The sequence below is a fragment of the Amycolatopsis sp. SID8362 genome (genome assembly GCF_010550475.1).
GTDB lineage: Bacteria > Actinomycetota > Actinomycetes > Mycobacteriales > Pseudonocardiaceae > Amycolatopsis > Amycolatopsis eburnea.
Genome location: NZ_JAAGNB010000294.1, coordinates 33,942 through 47,023 on the forward strand (window position 1 = coordinate 33,942; position 13,082 = coordinate 47,023).

Annotated in this window: 16 protein-coding genes; 5 read left to right on the plus strand and 11 right to left on the minus strand. The window is 68.5% G+C overall.

Translation table 11 applies throughout. The annotated features are described in order from the left end of the window. Window positions 1-117 precede the first annotated feature (117 nt). The 3 genes from G3I65_RS58740 to G3I65_RS09385 are packed head-to-tail and all read left to right on the plus strand — an operon-like array spanning window position 118 to window position 2,590. Window positions 118-1,227 (plus strand): Shedu immune nuclease family protein, encoded by a 1,110-nt coding sequence (locus tag G3I65_RS58740; protein ID WP_160695735.1) that lies wholly within the window; start codon window positions 118-120, stop codon window positions 1,225-1,227. Between the two features lie 47 nt (window positions 1,228-1,274). Continuing rightward, on the plus strand, window positions 1,275-1,637 hold the full coding sequence (locus G3I65_RS09380; protein WP_160695736.1) for a BlaI/MecI/CopY family transcriptional regulator: 363 nt from the start codon (window positions 1,275-1,277) through the stop codon (window positions 1,635-1,637). Continuing rightward, window positions 1,634-2,590: a M56 family metallopeptidase gene (locus G3I65_RS09385; RefSeq protein WP_160695737.1), complete on the plus strand. Its 957-nt coding sequence runs from the start codon at window positions 1,634-1,636 to the stop codon at window positions 2,588-2,590. The genes G3I65_RS09380 and G3I65_RS09385 overlap by 4 nt, the downstream gene beginning before the upstream one ends. On the opposite strand, the gene G3I65_RS09390 is transcribed toward G3I65_RS09385, so the two are convergent. After that, window positions 2,519-3,211, minus strand: coding sequence for a DUF2218 domain-containing protein (locus tag G3I65_RS09390; protein ID WP_160695738.1), 693 nt, complete (start codon window positions 3,209-3,211; stop codon window positions 2,519-2,521). The two genes, G3I65_RS09385 and G3I65_RS09390, sit on opposite strands and share 72 nt — an antisense overlap. A 3-nt stretch (window positions 3,212-3,214) precedes the next feature. Further along, window positions 3,215-3,829, minus strand: a complete 615-nt coding sequence (locus tag G3I65_RS09395; RefSeq protein WP_160695739.1) for a class I SAM-dependent methyltransferase — start codon at window positions 3,827-3,829, stop codon at window positions 3,215-3,217. Between the two features lie 76 nt (window positions 3,830-3,905). On the opposite strand from G3I65_RS09395, the gene G3I65_RS09400 reads away from it, so the two are divergent. Further along, a complete protein-coding gene (locus tag G3I65_RS09400; RefSeq protein WP_160695740.1) occupies window positions 3,906-4,523 on the plus strand; it encodes a TetR/AcrR family transcriptional regulator in 618 nt (205 codons plus the stop codon). 30 nt (window positions 4,524-4,553) lie between these two features. Here the strand turns inward: G3I65_RS09400 and G3I65_RS09405 are convergent, their stop codons facing one another. The 4 genes from G3I65_RS09405 to G3I65_RS09420 all read right to left on the minus strand — a co-directional run bounded on the left by G3I65_RS09405 (window position 4,554) and on the right by G3I65_RS09420 (window position 7,111). Next, window positions 4,554-5,030: a hypothetical protein gene (locus G3I65_RS09405; protein ID WP_160695741.1), complete on the minus strand. Its 477-nt coding sequence runs from the start codon at window positions 5,028-5,030 to the stop codon at window positions 4,554-4,556. A 292-nt stretch (window positions 5,031-5,322) separates the two neighbouring features. Then, a complete protein-coding gene (locus tag G3I65_RS09410) occupies window positions 5,323-5,541 on the minus strand; it encodes a heavy-metal-associated domain-containing protein (RefSeq protein WP_166639859.1) in 219 nt (72 codons plus the stop codon). Window positions 5,542-5,565: 24 nt separating this feature from the next. After that, complete coding sequence (locus G3I65_RS09415) at window positions 5,566-6,588, minus strand: sulfite exporter TauE/SafE family protein (RefSeq protein ID WP_160695743.1); 1,023 nt, start codon at window positions 6,586-6,588, stop codon at window positions 5,566-5,568. Between the two features lie 103 nt (window positions 6,589-6,691). Next, complete coding sequence (locus tag G3I65_RS09420) at window positions 6,692-7,111, minus strand: hypothetical protein (RefSeq protein ID WP_160695744.1); 420 nt, start codon at window positions 7,109-7,111, stop codon at window positions 6,692-6,694. Window positions 7,112-7,212: 101 nt separating this feature from the next. Here G3I65_RS09420 and G3I65_RS09425 point away from each other — a divergent pair, with 101 nt between their 5' ends. After that, a complete protein-coding gene (locus tag G3I65_RS09425) occupies window positions 7,213-7,497 on the plus strand; it encodes a metal-sensitive transcriptional regulator (protein WP_160695745.1) in 285 nt (94 codons plus the stop codon). A 163-nt stretch (window positions 7,498-7,660) separates the two neighbouring features. On the opposite strand, the gene G3I65_RS09430 is transcribed toward G3I65_RS09425, so the two are convergent. From G3I65_RS09430 to G3I65_RS09450, 5 genes are all read right to left on the minus strand, one after another. Further along, the gene (locus G3I65_RS09430; RefSeq protein WP_309235351.1) at window positions 7,661-7,897 is read right to left on the minus strand and encodes a CDGSH iron-sulfur domain-containing protein; all 237 of its coding nucleotides are present in this window, start codon (window positions 7,895-7,897) and stop codon (window positions 7,661-7,663) included. A gap of 6 nt (window positions 7,898-7,903) precedes the next feature. Further along, a complete protein-coding gene (locus G3I65_RS09435) occupies window positions 7,904-8,110 on the minus strand; it encodes a heavy-metal-associated domain-containing protein (protein ID WP_160695746.1) in 207 nt (68 codons plus the stop codon). Between the two features lie 171 nt (window positions 8,111-8,281). Further along, window positions 8,282-10,078 carry a PA domain-containing protein gene (locus tag G3I65_RS09440; RefSeq protein ID WP_160695747.1) on the minus strand — a complete coding sequence of 599 codons (1,797 nt, stop codon included), beginning with the start codon at window positions 10,076-10,078 and terminating at the stop codon, window positions 8,282-8,284. Between the two features lie 289 nt (window positions 10,079-10,367). Beyond that, entirely contained in the window at window positions 10,368-11,732 is a 1,365-nt protein-coding gene (locus tag G3I65_RS09445) for a hypothetical protein (RefSeq protein ID WP_160695748.1), read from the minus strand. A 17-nt stretch (window positions 11,733-11,749) separates the two neighbouring features. Next, window positions 11,750-13,069, minus strand: a complete 1,320-nt coding sequence (locus tag G3I65_RS09450) for an LVIVD repeat-containing protein (RefSeq protein ID WP_160695749.1) — start codon at window positions 13,067-13,069, stop codon at window positions 11,750-11,752. Window positions 13,070-13,082: the final 13 nt, after the last annotated feature.

Consider the following 13,082-nt stretch of genomic DNA (forward strand, 5'->3'; position numbering starts at 1 on the left):
TAGTAGCCATACCTACTATGGCAGATAGTTGCAACGGGCGGTTGCGGGTTCGTCACGAGCTGAAACATCCGGCAGCGCGGTCGCGACTTACCGTCACCCGGAAAACGGAGGGCAAGGGTGACGAAACCGAACTACGTCGAGGTCACGAGCACCAGCCGAACTACGGCTGACGTCACCTCGGTGGTCCTGCGCGACGGCCGGCGCAAGCGCTTGGTCTTCGCGCCCGTACTCGTCGAGAACGAAGGCGAGCCAGGAGCGACCGTCCGGGGAGAGCTGGCGTACTACTCGAAGAACGCGGCAGACGAGTGGGTGCGGGACAAGCCCTTCGACCTCCGGACGCTGGCGGCGGGCGAGAGCGTGCGCCTCGACTTGAGCAGCGGCGAGCTGCTGAAGTTGTTCAACTGCGTCGCCGCGCTGTACGAGCACATGGCGGACGCGGGATTCGAATACGGGACGAAACGGCTGCTACCGGTCGACGCCGGCACGGATCTGGCCGAGATCCTCGACTCGATCTCCACGATCGGACGGGACGACCAGGTCAAACGCGTTCTCGGCTGGATGTCGCGACAGGATTCCGAACAACTGACCGACGCGCTGCAGGACGCCGAACCGGAGATCTCCACGCGCATCGTCATCGCCACCGGGCTGGCGAGACTGCGTGGCTTCCTCGCGGAGGCCGAGGCGGAACTGGACAGCTCCGACGAGAAGCTCTGGCAGGAGATCATCGAGCGGAACGCGTGGGCGATCGGTCAGGTGTTCTCCCACCCCCTGGTCGTGGTGAAGCGGGAGGCGTTCCTCGGCGGTAAGTCCATTCGGAACACCGGCGGTAACAACGCCGACTTCGTGCTGCGCAACCAGATGACCGGCAACGCGCTGATCGTCGAGATGAAGACTCCGGCCACCCCCTTGACCACCGCCCAGCCCTACCGCAACAACGCCTACCCGCCGAGCAAGGAGCTCGCCGGCGCGGTTCAGCAGGTTCTGCAGGATCTCTACACGTTGCGCCAGAGCTACGCGTCGCTCATGGGCGACCGGCCACCGGACTTCCGGGTGTTCAAACCGAAGCTCCTGCTGATCATCGGCAACCTGGCACGAGAGGACGATGTGGACCGGATCCGGAGCTTCGAGCTGTTCAGGAACAGCATGCCGGATGTCGATGTCGTCACGTTCGACGAGCTGGTGCAGAAGGCCAGGCTTCTCCTGGATCTGTTCGAGGACGCGCACTGACCGTTAAACTAGCCTCGGTAGTAGCAGGCAGGCACCCAGGAGGGCCCGTGCGCGGACTCGGCGAGCTGGAACGGGCGGTGATGGACGTCCTGTGGGACGGCGGCGGCCCGATGAAGGTGCGGGACGTGCTCGACCGGCTCGACACCGGCAAGGCCCTCGCCTACACGACCGTGATGACGGTCCTGGACAACCTCCACCGGAAAGAGTGGGTGCGCCGCGAACGGACCGGCAAGGCTTACGCCTACGAGCCCACGGTCACCCGCGCCGATGCTTCAGCGCGGGCCTTGCGCCAGGTCCTCGACGAGTCCGGCGATCCAGAAGCGGTACTGCTGCATTTCGCGCAGTCGGCCACGGCTCACGAATCGGCCGCGCTCCGCAAGGGTCTCCGGCGGACGGTCGCCGGCGGATGACGGCGGCCCTGGCTCTCCTGCTGGGTGCCTTCGCCGCCGGCTGGCTGGCGCCGGCCCTGCTTGCCAGGGCCGACCTGACCCGCACCGAGCCCGCTGCGCTGCTGACCGCGTGGGTGTTGTCCGCGGCTGGAGTGCTGGCGGCGACGGTCTCCGGGATCGCCCTGCTGTTGTTCCCCGGACACGGGAACGGCACGAGCGTGGCGACCGCAATTCACGGTTGCGTGGAGGCGATCTCTCACGGAACGTCCCCTCGAAGCGAGGAGTTCGCCGGCCTGCTGGGTCTTCTTCTCGTCTCGGGACTGATCGGCCGGTTCGCGGTCACCGGAACCCGGATGGCCCGGCGGCGGGCGCGGACCCGCCGGGAACACCTGTCGCTGCTGCGGATCGCCGCACGGTGCGACGGGAGGTCGCCCGAGACCTGGTGGCTCGACCACGACGAGCCGATGGCCTTCAGCCTCGCCGACGGCGCCGGGGTGATCGTCGCCACCGAAGGCTTGAGCCGCCACCTGTCGGCGACCGAGGTCGCCGCCGTCCTGGCCCACGAGCAGGCGCACCTCCGTGGCCGCCACCACTTCCTGATCACTTGGGTGGACGCACTCGAGCAAGCCCTCCCCTTCGTCCCGTTGTTCCGCCGAGCGCCCGGTGCCGTAAGGGAACTGGTCGAACTGGCCGCGGACGTCGCCGCCGTGCGAGCGTGCGGCACCCAGGCGGTGCGGACGGCTCTGGTCGGCGTCTCCGGGCACTCGGCGCCGGACGGCACCCTCGGCATGGCCCAGGGAAACCTCGGCCTCCGGCTCGCGCGCCTCGAATCGGGCAAGGCCCCGTCGGGCCGGCTGCGCCGCACGCTGTCCTGCGGCTTCGCGGCTGCCGCCGTCACCGCGCTACCAGCGATCACCGGATCCGCCGTGCTGGTCGCGATCGCCGTCGTGACCTGCTCGCTGTCGGGCGGCTGATTTCCCGTTCAGCCGTGCACCCCGGTGCAGGTGGCCGGCAGCATGCGCGGCGAAGCCCGGGACGTGGTGCACCCGCACCCGCCGCCGGGCGAGCACGGCCACGACGACGATCTTCAAGACGACAATCGCGAGCAGGATGTCCGCGGCCACGCTGGTCCAGCGCCAGGACGAGAGCGCAGCGCTGCCGACCACCACGTGCGCGACGACGGCCAGCACCACGGCCGCGACCAAGGCGACCTTCGTCCCACGCCTCCTGGGCCTGCTCTCGCTCTCGGATGCCGGCGCATCCAGTCCCTGCCAGACGACCTTCAGGCCTTCCCGCTGCCCGAACCGCTCGAGGTCGGCGGTGAGCAGATCCCGGATCACCCGGAGCCGGTCGTCACCGTCCACGTCGAGTTCCAGCACCAGCTCCTCCACCGTCGCCCGCAGCGCGCACCGGCCCCACGAGAACTCGATGAGCCCCGCTTCGTCGGTCCATTCGACGCGGACCACCTCGGGGCGTTCGTGGTCACCTCCGTGCATCTGCCGTGCCCGCCCACCCATGGCCTCGGCGTGCCGGCAGAGCTGGACAAGGAACCGGCTCGCCCGCGGCGTGCGGACGGTTGCTTCGGCGACCGGCATGGCTCAGCTCCTCGTCAGGGCGGCGAACCACGCGCGGACGCCGTCCGGGTCGGTCGTGATTTCGATGGTGGCCGGTTCGATCGAGTCGACCCTCCAGCCGCCGGAGAACGTGGCGGCGATGTCTCGCTGGGTGACCCGGTGGACGTGCGACCAGCGATCCCCTCGTTCCCGGTCGCTGAAGCACAGGAGGAAGTAGCGACCGCCCGGGCCGAGGACCGAGCCGAGGCTTTCGGCGTAGGCGGCTCGGTCGGCGCCGCCGAAGATGTGGAACAACCCGCAGTCGAGGACCGTGTCGAACGACTCGCCGAGACAACCCAGCTTGCGAGCATCGTGCCGGAGGAACCGGGCCGCGAGGCCGCGGTCGCTCGCCTTCTCCTCGGCTGTGCGCAACGCCGCCGAAGCGAGGTCCACCCCGGTGGCGTCCAGGCTGAGCTCCGCGGCCATGAGGACGTGTTCACCGGTCCCGCAACCGACGTCGAGCACCCTGCCGCGAAGCACGCCGGAGTCTGCGAGCACCCGGAATGCCGACTGGGGCTTGCCGATGTCCCACGGTGGACGGGTGGCATAGAGCTCGTCTGGACTGCGCACGACCTGCGGATGCCCGCTCGCTTCAACCATGCCGCAAGTTTTATCGATACATAGTGTCGCTGTCAATCCTATCTGTCTCCACAGTGCCGTTGTGTATTCTCAGCCGGTGCCCAAGCTGTGGAACGAGACGATCGAGACCCACCGCCAGGCGGTGCGCGACGCGACGCTGGACACGACCGCCGCACTAGTCGCGGAGCACGGGCTCACGTCGGTGACGATGTCGAAGATCGCCGAGAAGACCGGCATCGGACGGGCGACGCTCTACAAGTACTTCCCGGACGTCGAGTCGATCCTGTCCGCCTGGCACGAACGCCGGATCAGCGCCCACCTGCACGAACTCGCCACGGTCCGCGACCGGGTCGCGGACCCCGCCGCCCGCCTCGAACAGGTCTTGAAGGCCTACGCCCTGATCCACCAGGAACGGGTGCGGCACCACAACGAGCCCTACGGCGCCGAACTCGCCGCCCTCCTGCACCCCGACGAGCACGTCGCCCACGCGCAGCACCACCTGCGTGAGATGTTCCGCGAACTGCTGGAGCAGGCAGCCGCAGCCGGCGCCGTGCGCGACGACATCGCCGCCGGGGAACTGGCCACCTACTGCCTGCACGCCCTCACCGCGGCCGGGGGCCTCCCCTCCGAGCCAGCGGCCGAGCGGCTGGTCGAGGTCACCCTGGCCGGCCTCCGTCCGCCGGACGCCACCCACCCCGCGAACACCGCCGGATAGTCGCGCCGATCTCGGCTCGAGCCGGAAGACTCAGTCGCGGGTGCGGCGCCCGGACTTCCTGCTCCAGAACAACACGGCGCCGAGCACGACCAACGCGATCACCCCGGCTCCCCCGACCAGCCAGAGCAAGCCACCGTCGGACGCCTCCTCCGCGGCGGCGCTCGCCGGCACGGCCGCCGTCGCCGTCGTGGACACCTGAACCAGCACGCGCGTCGCCGTGCAGATGTTGTCCCGGAACGGATTCACCGAGTTCACCGGATGAAACTCGTAGTGGACGCCCGCAGCGAAGGTCCGGTCGACGGTCGTGAAACCACTCTCCGACTGATTCCCGCGGACCTCCACGGTCCGGCCATCGTCGGTGCGCACCGTCGCAACGAGACCGTCGTGCGCGGTCGAGAGCACGGTGCCGGTGAACACGACGGGCGACACGGGTGGCGGCGTCACACAGGATGCCGATGCCGGCGCGTCCGCGATCATCAGCGATCCTGCCACCACGGCGGCGACCACGACCAGCTTTCGCAGCGTTGCTCGCATACCGCAAGGACGCAGGCGACCCGCCAAAGGGTTGCACCCAACGGGCCCTCACCCACACTACTAACCTATCTAGTACCGTGGCCGTGCGCGCAGCACCTTGCACGGGGTCTCCGCGCGATGCGGCGGCTTCTCGCCGTCGCGGCAACGGGCGGGTCTTTCCGCAAATGGACTCGGGCCGCTGTGGGTGCGGCGGCCGCCGGCCTGGGAACCGGCTGGCCGCCGCACCGTCGGCGGACCTGCTGCCGCGAACGACCTGGCGCCCCGGCTACCCTTCGTCGAGCAGGGTCGCGCGGTAGCCGAGTTCCTCGATCGCGCCGATCACGTCCTCGACGCCGGTCAGCGCCGGGTCGAGCTCGACGGTGTTCCGCCCCTTCTTCATCGTGGTCTGCGTCGAACGAACGCCGGGCAGGTCCTCCACTGCGTCGTCGATCAGCAAAGCGCAGCTGCCGCAGTGCATTCCGTCGATCCGCAGGGTGTAGGTCATCGTGGCCACAACAGTTCCTCCGGTTCAGACGACGGTGATGATGCCCGTGTACATACCCATGCCGCAGGCGTAGTCGAGGCGTCCGGACTGGAGCACGCCGAGCTCGATGCGCGTCTCTCCGATGACCGGCAGGACCTTTTCCTGGTCCCCGATGACAAAGGACCGGATGCAGCCCCGCGCTCCGTCGGACTTCACGACCAACGTCGTCGGCACGCCGGCCCGCGCCTGCACGTTCTCCGGGCTGTAGGAATCGGTCCGGGCGGTGATCACGACCGTCTGCCGACCATCCATAGTGGACGCGGACGCCGTGTCCGCGGGCGGGTCCTCGCCCCGCAGCGCCTCGGCGACCCGGCCGGCCGCCAACGGGGAGCCGGCCAGCTCGAGACCACCGTTGAGCGTGTAGAGGCCCATCACCAGCACCACCAGCCCGGTGACCACGGCCAACCTGCCACGCCACGCCGTGGCCGCCTTCCGTACCGCGTAACCCAGCAAGGCGAACAACGGAGCCGTGCCAAGCACGAACACTGCCATCGTCGCGGCCCCGGCCACGGCCGACCCCGAAGCCAGCGCGAGCGCCTCCACCGACAACGTCACGCCGCACGGGATGAGGACCGTGACCACCCCGAGCAAGGCGGGCGCCAGCGCGGCCTGGGAACGGGTCCGGCTCCGCACGACCTTCATCCAGGACGCCGGCGGCTCGACCACGATCCGCCGGAAGCCCGGAACGCCGAGCTGTGCGAGACCGAAGACGACGATGAGCACGCCGGCGCCCATCTGCAGCCAGGTGCGGGCCGCCACCGACAGCTGCACGGCCCCGCCGAGCGCGCCGAGCAACGCGCCGAGTACGGCGTGCGAAACGAGTTTGCCGACCAGGAATCCCGCGACCGGGGCCAGGTCGTCGCCGAGCTGGACACGCCGGCTCGCTCCGGCGGGCCCGGCCGTCGCGCGCTGGCGGGTGATCAGACCGGTCAGCAGGCCGCCCTGCACGGCAGCGCAGGACACGCCACCGGCGAACAGCCCGGTGACCAAAACAGCAGCAAGATTCACGAAAGCCTCCGACGAAAGCAGGAAAGGATGAACACCTCCGGCCAAACCGGAGGTGTGCGGGATCCGGCACACCAGTGCGAAACCGGTGCCGGGAGGTTCCCTCCTACGTGCGGAGCAAGCAGAGCTCGGCGAGGCTCGGTGGGCGCGGCCCGGCGAGCCGCGGCACCACCTCGGTCAAGCGAGAGGCCTGGATGGGCAGCCGAAACCCGCGCCGGGCAGCAACTGCCGTCACGGTCGCCACGACAGCTACGAGCAGCATCAGGCAGGTCGCGATCACGCCGCCGTCCCGTTGCGGAACGGGGGCGACTTCGTCGGCGACGGCAACATCGTGCGCGGCAGGGTGGCGGTCATCGCGGTGCACCATGGCCGCGGCCGCGCTCTCACCCATCGCCATCGGCATGTCCCCGCCGAGCGGGCACACCGGGCCCCCCGACAGCGCGAACCCGACGAGGAGCGCGACCACGACGACGAGCCGCGCGAGCCCTCCTCGCGCGGCTCGGAACCGGCGGACCGCTGCCGTCATGCGAAGAATCCTACGGCCTGCGGTGAGCGGTTCGGAGTCAGGTCCGGCCGGCCGATCAGGCCGGTACGATGTCGCAAACCCCCGCACAGAACGGATGCCTGATGGCGAACAAGAGCGAGGGCAGCAAAGAGGCGTACCTCAAGCGCCTCCGCCGGATCGAAGGCCAGGTCCGCGGGCTGCAGCGGATGATCGAGCAGGACCAGTACTGCATCGACATCCTCACGCAGGTGTCCGCCGTCACGAAGGCGTTGCAGTCGTTCTCCCTGGGCCTGCTCGACGAGCACCTTTCGACATGCGTCGTCCAGGCAGCGGCAGCCGGCGGCAAGGATGCCGAAACGAAAGTCAGGGAAGCGTCGGACGCGATCGCGCGGCTCGTCCGGTCCTGACCGAAGGTTCGCTACGGCCCTTGTGGGTGAGCGCACGAACAGCGCAACCGAGCAGACAGGCCAGAACAGCGCGGCTCGTGTCCGACCGGAGCGCGGCGCGAATCCTGGGTGACTGACGACGCAATGCGGATCGGACCACCTGAACTCCTCTACCCTGCAGGTACTACCCGGCTGTCTCCGCACGTTCTCCGGCACTGAACCCCGTACGCACGTGCGCGCCGTCGCAGAACGGCTTGTTCGCGGACTGTCCACAACGGCAGAGCAGATACGAACGCTTGCCTTCGAGGTCGTACACGTTGTTGTCATGGTCGACCAACCGCACCGGCCCCTTCACTTGGTACGGCCCGTTTTCCACGATCTTGACGACAGCATCCGGCACAGTGCCGTTTTCCCCGGACACGGGCGTTCAGCTCACGACCTCGTAGCCGGCTTCCTTGACGGCGGAACGAACCAGCTGGGCGTCCACCGGCCCCTCGCTGACCACGGTCAGCTCGCCGCTCGCGATGTCGGCATCGACCTGGGAGACACCGGCCACGCCACCCACCGCGCCCGTCACCTTGTTCATGCAGCCGGAGCAGGTCATTCCCTTGACCGTGTACACGCTGGTCTCCATCACGTCATCCCTCCGAGTCAGGTCTTGGCGCCGGCACGAGAAGATCGGCCGGCTCCGCCACCATAACATTACGGGGGTAGGGTATGTAAACCAGTGAATTCGCTTGCCTGTAGCGCACCTCGCTGAACGCCCGTGCCCGCCGCCACCTGGGCAGCGGGCACGGACAGCCGATCAGGGACCGGTGTAGCGGAAGATGTAGAGCCCGAAGTCGCGATCGCTCGCGGCCACGTACTCGACGCCGTCACGCTGGAAGACCTGGACGCCCCAGAAGTCGTTGCCACCCTCGTCGATGAACCTGCCGACCTCTACGAGCTTGTTGTCCTTGATCTTCGTGACCCGGAATCCACCGGCGTAGTAGGAGAAGTACGCCAGCGACGGGTCGCAGTGCGACGTCGCCACCTCGTGGACCGAAAGGGCTCCGAACCCTGCGGCGTGCCCCGGGTCCATCGCCTCGGGGATGGCGTAGGTGTCCAGCTCCTGCAGCTTGCCGGTACCGTTCTTGTACAGGTGGACGTAACCCCACCCGTCGAACTTCGCCGTCACCGTGACCTTGTCGCCCACTGCGCCCAGCGCGAACGGCACCGGCGCCGATCCGTCGGCCGGGCCGGCCGCGCACGCCGCGGGGTCGTACTGGCTCTCCGCATCGAAGAACGAGTATCCCGTCTTCCGGTCGACCGAGATGATCGGCTTCGTGGCGTCGACGGTCATGCCGAAGGCCCCGCAGCCACCGTCACCCTCGCGGTTGAACACGATCGTGCCCGCGTAGCCCCCGTTGGCTGTCACGGCTTCGACGTTGGCCTGCTTCTCGTTGAAGGTGCAGGTCCCGCGCTGGACGACCGCGATGTACGGACCACCGGTCGCCGGCGGCGGCGGGATGGCTCCGTCTGCGGTGCAGGCCCTGCCGACGTAAACGGTCGTGCCGGCCAGGGACTTGTCGGCCCCGAGCTGCGCCTGCCCGCCCTGCGCCCCGCTGAACGACGTGCCGTCGTCGGTGCTGCCGAGGATGCGGGTGGGCCCGAAGTCCTCGTCCGCGCCGATGATGTAGCGGTTGTCCTTCGTGAACTCGGCCTCGTGGCCGTTGCCCTCCGGGCTCAGCCGGGTTCCGGTCTGCGCGAGCAGTTCCGGATCGGGGTTGGTGAAGTCGCTGTCGGCAACGTAGACAGGGTGCGCCGGATCGGTCACGTCGAGCTTGACGTAGCCGGCGTCCCAGTAGGACGCGAGCATGATCTGCCGGTTGCCGACCTTGCGGACTACGACATCGTGGAAGAACACGGTGTCCAGCCCGGCGTTCGGCTGCAGGATCTGCGGGAAGAGGGCGGCAAGGTCGTGCTCGGCGACCTTCACCGGGTGGGCCGGATCGGTGATGTCGAAGATGTCGACGTCGGCGCTCTCGTCGTCGTCCACCAGAACGGCGTACTCCTTACCGTTCCCGGCGTCCCACATGAAGGCGCTGTGCACCGCGTGCGCGGGGGCGGCCGGGTCGTCGACGTCGCCGAAGCCGCTCGCCAGCACCCTGGGGTGGTAGGGGTCGGAGACGTCCACCAGCGTCGCGCCGCCGACCGGCGCCGGCTGGGTCGCGTCGCAGATCTCGTTGTTGAACAGCAGCAGGTCGCCTCGGAACCCGCTGGCCAGCTTCACGTGCTCGGCTTGGATTCCCTCGCCGACGAAACTGCCCGCCGCGGTCGGGATGAACCCGATTTCCTTCGGCTGACTGAGATTTTTGATGTCGAAAACGTAGACGCCGCCGTTGACGCAGGTCGGCGAGCTGAACGCGGCCTCGTAGGCGAAGTTCCCCAGAACCCCGACGTCGGCGACGCGGCCTTGGCCGCGGTCGTGCACGCCGACCTTGCCCACCAGCTGAACGTTCTTCTTCGTGGCGGGCAGGTGCCCACCCGCCCCGCCGTGCTGCTGGTCGTGATCGCCGTAGACCGCACCGTCGTCGGCGACACCGCGATCGTTCCGCGGCACCGCGACCGCCGGCAGCGCACCGATACCGACGCCAAAACCGGCGACGACCAGTGCGACAAGCAAACGATGTCTCATAGCCTCCCCTGCCACCCAGGGCCACGACTTCCGTGGTGACCCAATCGGTTCGACACACCTCGATCGAGGCAACGGGCGAGTTTAACTCCCCATTACGAAATCGAGGTAGACCCGATCGGCCCTACCGGAAACCGCGCTCTACTATTAGCGGTAGCAGACAGGAATTTTCCGTCAACTATGCAACTTAGTTGTCATTCGCGAATCGGACAAATCGTCACTGAGAGCGGCTGGGCGGCGTGAAGCGCAGGACGTCGATGCCGCCGGAGTATTGGGCGGCGTACACCAGTCCATCGTGGTAGGCCGGGACCGCTGCCTCGCTGTCCTTCGGGAAGAAGTAGCCGACCTGGACCGGATGGCGGGGGTCGGAGAAGTCGATGAACTTCGTTCCCTGGCCGTAGAAAGCTTGGACGAGGATGTTGCCGTCGCCGACTCCCGGGAGCGGCGCGAAGTAGTGCGCCGAGCAGTCCGCGTTCGGCTGCTCCCCCGCGCTCCCGACCGGGCCCCAGTCGCCGACGACCGTGAGCCGGAAGGGATGCTCCGGCGTGGAGCGCCACGCTTCGCCACCGTAGCTGCCTTTGAGCGACACGATGAGCAGGCGTCCGGCGTCGGCGCAGGTGTCCCCGAAGTCCTCGTCCGTGACGAAGAGCAGCTCACCCGGCGCGAAGCCGCCGATCGAGCGCAACGGGTGCCAGGAATTGTGGTCGAAGGTGTAGGTGGCGTCGTTCGGACTGATGATTTTCCCACCGGCATAAGGGATCGGGTCGGCCGCGGTGGCGAACCGGACGCGTCCCTGAACCGGGTCGAAGTGGACACCCGTGGTCCAGTACCCGCGCACACCGCCGGCGCCCGAGGCCCAGGCGACTCCGGCGGCGTCGACGTCGGTGTTGTGCACGTAGTCGGTGACCCCGTCGTTGCGGTGCAGATCCACCGGCGTCGGGAAGGTGTAGGGGTGCTCGGGGTGGCTTACGTCGGTGACCCAGGCGGGCTGCCCTTGCCAGTCCGGTGGCTGGTTCCCGGTGCCGGTGTGGGACGGCCCGCCGCTCCACAAGTACTGGCAGCCGTTGATGCACTGCGAGGTATGGCCACCCGGCTCCTCGTGGAAGCCGATCAACCGCAGATGGGCCGGATCGCGGGCGTCGACGAGGTCGATCCCCGAGGTTCCGGTCTGCTTGTTCCCGCCGAAGGCCCGCGGATCCCGTGTGAGGAAAACCAGCTTCCGCACCGGGTCGACCTGCAGGTGCTCGCCCTCCCAGAAGCCCTTGCTGACGTCGTCGCCGGGCAGCGCCAGCGCCGACGCGGGCAGCTCACCGATGAGCTTCGGGTGCCTCGGGTCCGACAGCGACCAGGCACGCAGGCCGAACACCCCGTCGGCGAACATCACGTCGGAGTCGCGGCGCCCGGGATAGCCGATGAACGCCAGGCCGGCCACGGCGGACGGCGTGTCCGCGTGCGCCAGCCACGTCACGTTCTGCGCGTCCACCGGGCCGGTCGGCGCGGCCGATGCTTCGGCGTAGGCGGTGTTTCCGGTCGCCAGGGCGCAGGCGGCGACCAGTGAAACGAGCAGACGGGAGCGACCCATCGATGCCTCCTGATTGGTCAGAGGGTGTCGAGCCGGGTGGGTTTGACGATCCACAGGCCGCTGGTCATGTCGCTGCCGAGGATGACGTTGTGCTTCTTGTCGATGAACACACCCCAGACCGAGGCCGGGGAACCGTCGCTGTTCGGCGGCGGCACGAACTGGCCGCGCTGGGCGCTGACGCCGTGGTCGTTCATCGTCCACCACACGATGCCGCCGGAGTACCAGGACGAGAAGAACTGGCCGCCCGAGGCGACTTCGGTGTTGTGGTCGGTGAACTCGCCGTCGGTGCGGGTCGAGCGGCTGTCGCCGGTGGAGAACGTGCCGAGGAACGTCGGCTGCTTCGGGTTGGTGTTGTCGTAGACGTGGACCTCGCCCCAGCCGCCGTACGCGGATTCGCCGGGGCAGTCCTCCGGGGACGTGTCCTCGGTGTTGATGATCAGCCACTTGCCGTTGTTCGCCAGCGTCATCGAGTGGTTGTCGCCGTCTTCGTCCGGTGGCGTGATCTTGGTGTCGCTGACTATCGCGGGCGTGGCGGGCTGGGAGATGTCGAGGTGGACGGTGCCGGCGTCCCAGTACGAGACGTACACCGAGTTGCCGCCGTCCTCGAAGCGCGCGCTGTGCGCGAACTGGACGGCCGAGCAGCCGACACCTTGGTCGGTGGTGAGGTTGAGCGACCAGTCGGTCAGCTTCTGCGGACTGCGCGGGTTGGTGGCGTCGATCAGGTGCAGCGCGGTCGCGCCGTTGCTCCTTCGGTGGTCGACGAGGTTGCGCGCGCAGGCGACGAGTACCTTGCCGTCGGCGCGCTGCACGGCGTCGATCTCGTGGCAGCCGACTGTCCCCTGCGGCAGGTCCCACTGCCCGAGCAGCGCCGGATGCACCGCGTCGGTGACGTCGAACAGCCTGACGCCGGGCACGACCTCCGTCTCGTGGCCGCTGCTGAAGCACGCCTGGATGCCGACGACGGCCAGCGTGCCGGTGAAGGACGGCGTGCGCACGTCCAGCACTGTGACGTCCTCGGCGCGGGTGTATGCCGGGTTCGGCAGCTTGCTCACCAGGCGCGGCCGGTTCGGGTGCGAGATGTCGACCACCTGGACGCCGTCGCCGCCCTGATGGGTGCCCGAGCAACGGCTTCCGATGTAGGCGAAGTCCCCGTGCGCGAAGATGTCGCCGTAGTCACCGAAGCCGTCGAGCGCGGCATGACCGACCAGGTGGAAGTTGTCGAGGACGGTTCCCGCGGGCGGCCGGATGTCGTCCGGCGCCGCACTGGCCGGGACCGAGGATCCCAGCATCACCAGGCTGAAGAGGCTGCCCAGCAACACCGATCGAGAACGTCTCATCCCGCACCCCCAG

Excerpts from the sequence above, each read along its gene's own strand:
- G3I65_RS09385 (WP_160695737.1), top strand. The coding sequence starts at position 1,634 with ATGACGGCGGCCCTGGCTCTCCTGCTGGGTGCCTTCGCCGCCGGCTGG.
- G3I65_RS09410 (WP_166639859.1), bottom strand. The coding sequence starts at position 5,541 with ATGACCTACACCCTGCGGATCGACGGAATGCACTGCGGCAGCTGCGCT.
- G3I65_RS09435 (WP_160695746.1), bottom strand. The coding sequence starts at position 8,110 with ATGGAGACCAGCGTGTACACGGTCAAGGGAATGACCTGCTCCGGCTGC.
- G3I65_RS09450 (WP_160695749.1), bottom strand. The coding sequence starts at position 13,069 with ATGAGACGTTCTCGATCGGTGTTGCTGGGCAGCCTCTTCAGCCTGGTG.
- G3I65_RS09390 (WP_160695738.1), bottom strand. The coding sequence starts at position 3,211 with ATGCCGGTCGCCGAAGCAACCGTCCGCACGCCGCGGGCGAGCCGGTTC.
- G3I65_RS09445 (WP_160695748.1), bottom strand. The coding sequence starts at position 11,732 with ATGGGTCGCTCCCGTCTGCTCGTTTCACTGGTCGCCGCCTGCGCCCTG.
- G3I65_RS09425 (WP_160695745.1), top strand. The coding sequence starts at position 7,213 with ATGGCGAACAAGAGCGAGGGCAGCAAAGAGGCGTACCTCAAGCGCCTC.
- G3I65_RS09420 (WP_160695744.1), bottom strand. The coding sequence starts at position 7,111 with ATGACGGCAGCGGTCCGCCGGTTCCGAGCCGCGCGAGGAGGGCTCGCG.
- G3I65_RS09395 (WP_160695739.1), bottom strand. The coding sequence starts at position 3,829 with ATGGTTGAAGCGAGCGGGCATCCGCAGGTCGTGCGCAGTCCAGACGAG.